Raw genomic sequence first — 6,851 nt, forward strand, 5'->3', positions numbered from 1 at the left:
CTGGTGGTCGCGGCCGGCTGGGTCGGGGGCGTCGGCCCGCTGTTCCTGCCCTTCGCCGGCGCCTTCGCCGCACACCTGTCGCGCCAGGCCGCCGCCGTGCGGCTGGACGACGGCCCGGGCGCGTTGAAGCTCTTCAAGTCCAACGCCTTGGCCGGCCTGATCGTCTTCGCGGGCCTGGTCGCGAGCCTGTGGACGCCGGGCGTACGGTTCTAGAGTGGTCCGACATTCGTTCGCCCCACCCCCTTGACCGCTTACGACCCATGTCGGAGGCGTGAATGGTCTGCTTTCAGGCCGTAAATCCATCGACCGCCGACCGCTGATCCAGGCATTCGGTGAAGCTACCCGCCGCTCGTCGGTCCGCCTTGCCGACGTACGAAGTCGATGAACGCCTTGAACGCGGCGGTCGGATTGCGCCGGCTCGGATAGTAGAGGCTCAAGGGCGGCAGCGCGGGTGTCCAGTCGTCCAGCACGGAGACGAGTCGACCGGCCTCAATGTCGTCTCGCACATCGGACTCCATCGCCAAGATGAGGCCGACGGACGCCAGAGCCGCGGTGCGAGCCAGGCTCGCTTCGTCGAGGGTCAGGCTTCCGTCAACGTCGACATGGACCGCGTGTCCATCTTTCTCGAACGACCAGCGGTGGATGGCGCCGTTTGGAAGGCGGACGCGCAGGCAGGCGTGGGCGGCGAGGTCCTGCGGGATCTTGGGCGTCCCGCGCGCGTCCAGATAGCTCGGCGCGCCAACCACCACATTGCGCCTAGCGCCGCCGAGCGGCACGGCGATCATGTCCACCGGCACCCGGTCGGCGCTGCGCACGCCAAGATCGAAACCGCCGGCGACGATGTCGACCAGACGACCTTCCGTCACGATGTCGATGTGGACCTGGGGGTGCAGCCGCTGAAACGGCAGGACGAGCGAGGCGAAGATCTCGCGCGCCGCCGTCGGAAAGGCGTTTATGCGCAAGGTGCCCGACGGCGTAGCCTGCTGGGAGCGCGCGGCCTCCATCGCCTCATGAATCTCTCGAACAGCGGGCGCGACCTGGTCGACGAAGCGTTGGCCGGCCTCGGTGAGAGAGACGCTCCGGGTGGTGCGGTTGAAAAGCCGCACGCCGAGCGCCCGCTCCAGCTTTCCGACCGCGTTGCTGAGCGCCGTGGTGGAAACCCCGAGCTCAATTGCCGCCGCGCGGAATTTTCCCCGCCGCGCGACCATGAGGACAGCATCCAGTTCGGTCAGATTATGCTGCGCCATTGTCCCGATTTTCGTGATAGCTCGTTCCGTTTTGTCCCGATTATGCCGGGGCATGTCCACGCCTAATTTTGCTGGAGCACAGCAAGCAGGACATGACCCATGCCACTCGAACTCCCTTCTCCGATCGCGGCCTATGTGGCCGCCAACGCCCGGCTCGATGTCGACGCCATGCTCCAGCCGTTCGCGGCGGACGCCGTCCTCCGCGACAACGGCAAGGTCTTCAGCGGCCACGCTGAAATCCGTCGCCTTCTCGAAGAAGCCGTCGTTCCCGTGAAAGCGATCTTCACGCCGGATGGTCTGCGCCAGGAGGACGGCCGGATCGTCGTCGAAGGTCCCGCCCATGGCGAGTTTCCCGGAAGCCCGATCCGCTTCACCTACCGCTTCACGCTCGAAGATGACGCCATCAAGGCCGTGGAGATCACGGGATGACGAGCAAGGTTGATCCGACCGAGTTCGCCGGCAAGCGCGTGCTCGTCAGCGGCGGCACCAAGGGTCTGGGCCGCGCCACCGTCGAACGGTTCGTGGCCGGCGGCGCCCGCGTCATCACCGCCGCCCGCGCGGCGGTGCAGCCCATCGAGGGCGTCGAATTCGTGGAGGCGGACCTGACCACGGCGGAAGGCGGAGAGGCGCTGGCCAAGGCGGCGCTCGCGCGCTTCGGCGGGATCGACATCCTGGCTCACAACCTCGGAGGGTCGGCCATGCCGCCCGGCGGCTTCGCGGCGCTGACAGACGACCTCTGGCTCTCGGAGCTGAACTTGAACCTTCTGGCGACGGTTCGTCTTGATCGCCTCCTGATCCCCCAGATGATCGAGCGGGGCGATGGCGCGGTCGTCCACGTCACCTCGACCCAGTCGGTGCTGCCCCTGCCCGAGTCGACCACCGCCTATGCGGCCGCCAAGGCGGCGCTGCGCACCTACAGCAAGTCCATTTCGAAGGAACTGGGTCCAAAGGGTGTCCGGATCAACATCGTCTGTCCCGGCTGGATCATGACCGAGGGCGCCGTCGATCTGGTGAACAATATGCAGGCCGCCAACGGCGGCACGTTCGAGGAGGCGCGGCAAGCCGTCATGGCCTGGATCGGCGGGATCCCGATCGGACGGGCCGCCGAGCCATCCGAAGTCGCCGACCTTATCGCCTTCCTGGCCTCGGATCGCGCCGCCGCGATCCACGGGGCCGAGTTCGTCATCGACGGTGGGACGGTCCCGACCGTCTGATCGTTGGCCGTAGTCCACGCGCTTTCCTGAGTGGTTGGGCGTGGACAAGCGCCTGATGTCGACGCGCCGCGGTTGACGCCTGCTTTCGGCCAGAATGCGACTGTCCGCTCCACCCTTCGCAGGCATTGCGTAGGGCTGCTTAGATCGTCACGGCGAGCATTGTCGATGTCGGACCACCCCGCCCTTGTGGCCGGAATGACGGGCGTGTTTGTTGAGCTTGAGCCCGATCGAAGCCCGCGGCTTTAGGCCGCGATCAGCGGATGGCCGCCTTCCCGCGGCAAGGCCTCGTATTCCTTGAGGAGCTGCTCGAGCGTCTCGCGCAGTTCGGGATCGCATTCGCGCTTCAGCTTCGCCCGGAACAGCTCGATATTCTTCCTACGGATGAACTCGTCCATTGGCCGTCCTCCCTGAGCCTTACCCAGGGGGAGATTGTCCTGAAAACGCCGAGCGCGCCCTGCGGCCCGAGGACGCAGGATACCCGCCAGTCGTCACCGGCCTTGAACATTCGCTGACAATGGCCCGGAAACAATGGCCCGGAAAACCCCCGCCCGCCTTGACCGAGCGCAAGTTCGCGCACGGCGAAACCGAGGCCACGCGCCAGGCCTTTTTTGAGCCGCGCGTCTTTTTGACTCTTTTGTCGAAAAATCCAACCAGGGCCCAGATACACCAAACCCGCCGCGGGGGATAATCGCGACGGGCTGGCTATTTTCTCGATCATTCGATCTAGGCGGGCGTTTCCTCCCCGAAACGCCGAAGAACGGGAGCTCTCTGTTGGGCTCGTTTCGTCCTTGCAGTGTCTAGAGACGTCAAATTCGTGACGGAGTCAACGCGTCAAATCCGTTTTCTGCAAAGGTTTGGACGAATTTTTGACGCCCGCGGCGTAGTTTGGACCGGAAAGTCGATTTTACCCCCGATTTCCGGCGTCATTTTTGACAAGTGAGTCAAAACTTACTTTTCCAGGCGGCTTACCTTCCCAGGGCGGCGGCGAAACGGTCCAGCACGGCCGAACGCGACTCGAACACGTAGTCCGGGCGCGAGACCGTGACCGGCTGCACCCCGGCCTCGGCCAGGGCGGCGGCGGCGTCGAACAGGTCGGCGGTCGCCAGCAGCGCGCCATTGGCCCGGCGCGACCCGCCCCGGGCGACGAAGCCGGCCACCGCGTCCTGGGCCGCGCGGTCCTGCTCGGCCGGCCAGACCAGGGTCGCCAGCTTGCCCGCCCGGCCCTTGGCCTCGACCACCGACAGCAGCCGGCGCAGGCTGTCCAGCTGCTCGCCGTTCCAGCCGACCAGCAGCGAGGCGGTCAGCTGGGCCTGGCTCTTCAGGATCACGCCGTCGGACAGGATCTTCAGGCCGTTGGCGGCCAGGGTCGCCCCGGTGGTGGTGATGTCCACCACCAGCTCGGCCGCGCCGGCGGCGGGCGCGCCCTCGGTCGCGCCGCTGCTCTCGACGATGCGGTAGTCGGCGACGCCGTGACGGGCGAAGAAGGCGCGGGTCTGGGTCACGTACTTGGTGGCCACCCGCAGGCGGCGGCCCGTCTTGGCCAGGTGCGCGTGGCCGACCGCGTCGATGTCGGCCATGGTGTCGACGTCCAGCCAGCTCTTGGGCGCGGTCACCACCAGGTCGGCGCGACCGAAGCCCAGGGCCCGCAGCAGCACGACCCGGCTGTCCATGTCGTCGCCGCGCTCGCGCAGCAGGTCCTCGCCGGTGACGCCCAGGTGCAGGTCGCCGCTATCGAGGCCCGCGGCGATATCGCCGGCCGACAGCAGGCGCACCGACACGCCCGGCAGGCCCGACAGCTCGGCCGAATAGCCGCGCGCGCCGCCGGTCATTTCCAGCTTGAAGCCACAGTCGGCCAGCCAGGCCTCGACCTGGTCCTTCAGGCGCCCCTTGGAGGGGATGGCGAAGATCATCGGAGCAACAACGGTCATTCGCCGCCTCCCGCATAGGCGCGCGCGGGCCGGACCATGAAGCCCACCGCGCCGGTATTGGTTTGCGCGCCCCGCTCGCCTATCCCGAGCTTGAGAGGCAGGCCGTCATAGCGGCCGCCAGCGGCCAGCGGCCGCTCAGCGCCCAGCGCCTGCGAGCGCACCTCGAACAGATAGCCGTCGTAATAGCCGAAGGCCCGGCCGAAGGCGGCCGCCAGGCTGGCCTTCTCCAGCGGGACGCCGCGCGCGGCCATGCTCGACAGCCGCGCGCGCCAGCCGGCGATGGCGGCCTTCAGCGCCGCGTCGTTGCGGCCCGCCAGGGAGGCGATGATGTTCAGCGCCGTTTCCGGACGATCCGACACCGCCAGGAAGGCGCGGATCTTGGCGGCCTGATCGGGGTCGAGGCGGCCGGCCTGGGCGGCCTCGGCCTTCTCGACCAGGCGGCGGGCGATCTCGGCCGGGCGGCGGCCGCCGACGGGCTCGATCCCCGCCAGGGACCACAGCTCCTGCAGCACGGCGGAGGCCTCGGCCTCGGGCAGGCCGGCCAGCAGCGAGGCGATGCGGCTTTTCTCCGCGTCCGGCGCCGCCACGTCCCCGTCCAGCTCGGCCTTCAGCTGACGCGGCTTGGCGAAGGCGCGCTTGAGCCGGGCGGCCAGGGGCGCGGCCAGGTCCAGGCTGTCGACGAAGGCGGTAAACAGCGACACGTCGCCCAGCACCAGGGAGAGGTCCCCGCGCCCGCCCGCCGCCGAGCTGGCCCAGGCCAGGGCGGCGATCTCGGCGTCGGCGTCCACGGGATCGCCCGCCTCGAAGGCCTCGACGCCGATCTGCAGGAACTCCTCGGCCCGGTCGCTGCCGCGCGGCGCGACGCGGAACGCCTTGCCTTCATAGCGGTAGCGACCAGCCCCTCCGCCATTTGCGAAGTGCTGGCGCGCCACGGCGACGGTGAAGTCGGGACGCAGGGCCGCCTCCTCGCCGCTGTCGCCGGAGACGACGAACAGCCGCGAGCGCATGGCCTCGCCGGCCAGGTCGAGCAGCAGGCCCAGGGGCTGCAGCACCGGCGCGTCGGTCGGCGTCGCGCCGGCGCCCAGCAGGGGAGCGCGGATGGCGTCGAGCGCCTCCGCCGGAATGGAACGCTCGAGCCTCACGAACTAGCCCCCAATGATCTTGCGCACCGCGGCGACGAGCTCGCCGCGCGGAATGGTCTGCTGGCCGGGACGCTCGGCCTTCCAGGCGGCGTTGTCGGCCACGCCCGAGGCCAGCTCGCGGCCGAGGTCCAGGTCCTTGATCGTCACGGTCCCCGCCGCGATCTCGTCGCCGCCCAGCATGATGGCCGCGGGCGACAGGCGCCGGTCGGCGTACTTCATCTGCGGCCGCATGCCCGAGGTCCCCAGATAGACCTCGGCCGGAATCCCCGCCGCGCGCAATTCTCCGACCACGGAGAAGTACTCGGGCATGTGAGCGTCGTCGAAGGCGATGACCACCACCGGCCCCCTCGCCTGCCCGCCCGGCTCGCGCCCGGCCGCCCGCAGCGCCGCCGCCAGGCGCGACACCCCGAACGAGAAGCCCGTCGCCGGCGTGACATTGCCGGTGAACCGCGCCACCAGGTCGTCATAGCGCCCGCCGCCGCCGATCGAGCCGAAGGTGACCTTGTTCCCCTTCTCGTCCGTGGTCGACAGCAGCAGTTCGGCCTCGAACACCGCGCCGGTGTAGTATTCCAGCCCCCGGACGATCGACGGATCGATGAAGGCCTGGTCGTCGGCGATCCCCAGGCTGGTCAGGGCCGCGTCGATCCGCGACAGCTCCAGCAGGCCCTCGTCGCCCTCGGCCGAGCCGCCGATCACCTTGGCGATATTATCCAGCGTCGCCGAACGGCCGCCCCCCGCGCCAAAGGCCCCGGCCTGGACGAAGTCCAGCACCTGGTCGACCGCCGCCCCCTTCAGGCCCGCGCCCTTGGTGAAGTCGCCGCTCTCGTCGAGGCGCCCCTCGCCCAGCAGCAGCCGCACCCCGTCGACGCCCAGGCGGTCCAGCTTGTCGACCGCGCGCAGCACGGCCAGCTTCTGGCCGGCGCTGTCGGCCCCGGCGGCGGTCAGGAGGCCGTTGAGCAGCTTGCGATTGTTGATCTTCAGCACCGCCGCCCCGCGCGGCAGGCCCGCGGCCTCCAGCCCCTCGACGGCCATGGCGATGATCTCGGCGTCGGCCTCCGGACGGGCCGAGCCCACCGTGTCGGCGTCGCACTGGATGAACTGGCGGAAGCGCCCCGGCCCCGGCTTCTCGTTGCGCCACACCGGCCCGAAGGCGTAGCGGCGGAACGGCTTGGGCAGGGTCTCCCAGTTCTGGGCGGCGAACCGCGCCAGCGGCGCGGTCAGGTCGTAGCGCAGCGCCATCCACTGGTCGTCGTCGTCCTGCAGCGCGAAGACGCCCTCGTTGGGCCGGTCGCTGTCGGGCAGGAACTTGCCCAGGGCGTC

The 6,851-nt window shown here is 69.3% G+C and carries 6 protein-coding genes and 2 pseudogenes; 3 read left to right on the forward strand and 5 right to left on the reverse strand.

What is annotated here, in order from left to right:
• A pseudogene (locus tag VJ655_RS12230) lies at window positions 1–213 on the forward strand (4-hydroxybenzoate octaprenyltransferase); the annotation flags it as partial.
• A 125-nt stretch (window positions 214–338) separates the two neighbouring features.
• On the opposite strand, the gene VJ655_RS12235 reads toward VJ655_RS12230, so the two are convergent.
• Window positions 339–1,247, reverse strand: a complete 909-nt coding sequence (locus VJ655_RS12235) for a LysR family transcriptional regulator (RefSeq protein ID WP_324111426.1) — start codon at window positions 1,245–1,247, stop codon at window positions 339–341.
• Between the two features lie 99 nt (window positions 1,248–1,346).
• Between VJ655_RS12235 and VJ655_RS12240 the strand changes: the two genes are divergently transcribed.
• Together VJ655_RS12240 and VJ655_RS12245 are read left to right on the forward strand one after the other, a co-directional pair.
• The gene (locus VJ655_RS12240) at window positions 1,347–1,676 is read left to right on the forward strand and encodes a nuclear transport factor 2 family protein (protein WP_324111427.1); all 330 of its coding nucleotides are present in this window, start codon (window positions 1,347–1,349) and stop codon (window positions 1,674–1,676) included.
• A complete protein-coding gene (locus tag VJ655_RS12245; RefSeq protein WP_324111428.1) occupies window positions 1,673–2,461 on the forward strand; it encodes an SDR family oxidoreductase in 789 nt (262 codons plus the stop codon). The genes VJ655_RS12240 and VJ655_RS12245 overlap by 4 nt, the downstream gene beginning before the upstream one ends.
• Window positions 2,462–2,703: 242 nt before the next feature.
• Here VJ655_RS12245 and VJ655_RS12250 read toward each other — a convergent pair whose 3' ends face one another.
• The 4 genes and pseudogenes from VJ655_RS12250 to hisS all read right to left on the reverse strand — a co-directional run.
• Complete coding sequence (locus VJ655_RS12250; RefSeq protein WP_324111430.1) at window positions 2,704–2,856, reverse strand: hypothetical protein; 153 nt, start codon at window positions 2,854–2,856, stop codon at window positions 2,704–2,706.
• 570 nt (window positions 2,857–3,426) lie between these two features.
• A complete protein-coding gene (hisG, locus tag VJ655_RS12255) occupies window positions 3,427–4,389 on the reverse strand; it encodes an ATP phosphoribosyltransferase (RefSeq protein WP_324111431.1) in 963 nt (320 codons plus the stop codon).
• A pseudogene (locus VJ655_RS12260) lies at window positions 4,386–5,545 on the reverse strand (ATP phosphoribosyltransferase regulatory subunit). Before VJ655_RS12260 ends, hisG begins: the two are co-directional and overlap by 4 nt.
• Window positions 5,535–6,851 (reverse strand): histidine--tRNA ligase (gene hisS, locus VJ655_RS12265; RefSeq protein ID WP_324111433.1); only part of this gene is annotated, 1,317 nt, incomplete at its 5' end. The gene hisS and the pseudogene VJ655_RS12260, both read right to left, overlap by 11 nt.

Source organism: Caulobacter sp. (assembly GCF_035254145.1).
Taxonomy (GTDB): Bacteria; Pseudomonadota; Alphaproteobacteria; order Caulobacterales; family Caulobacteraceae; genus Caulobacter.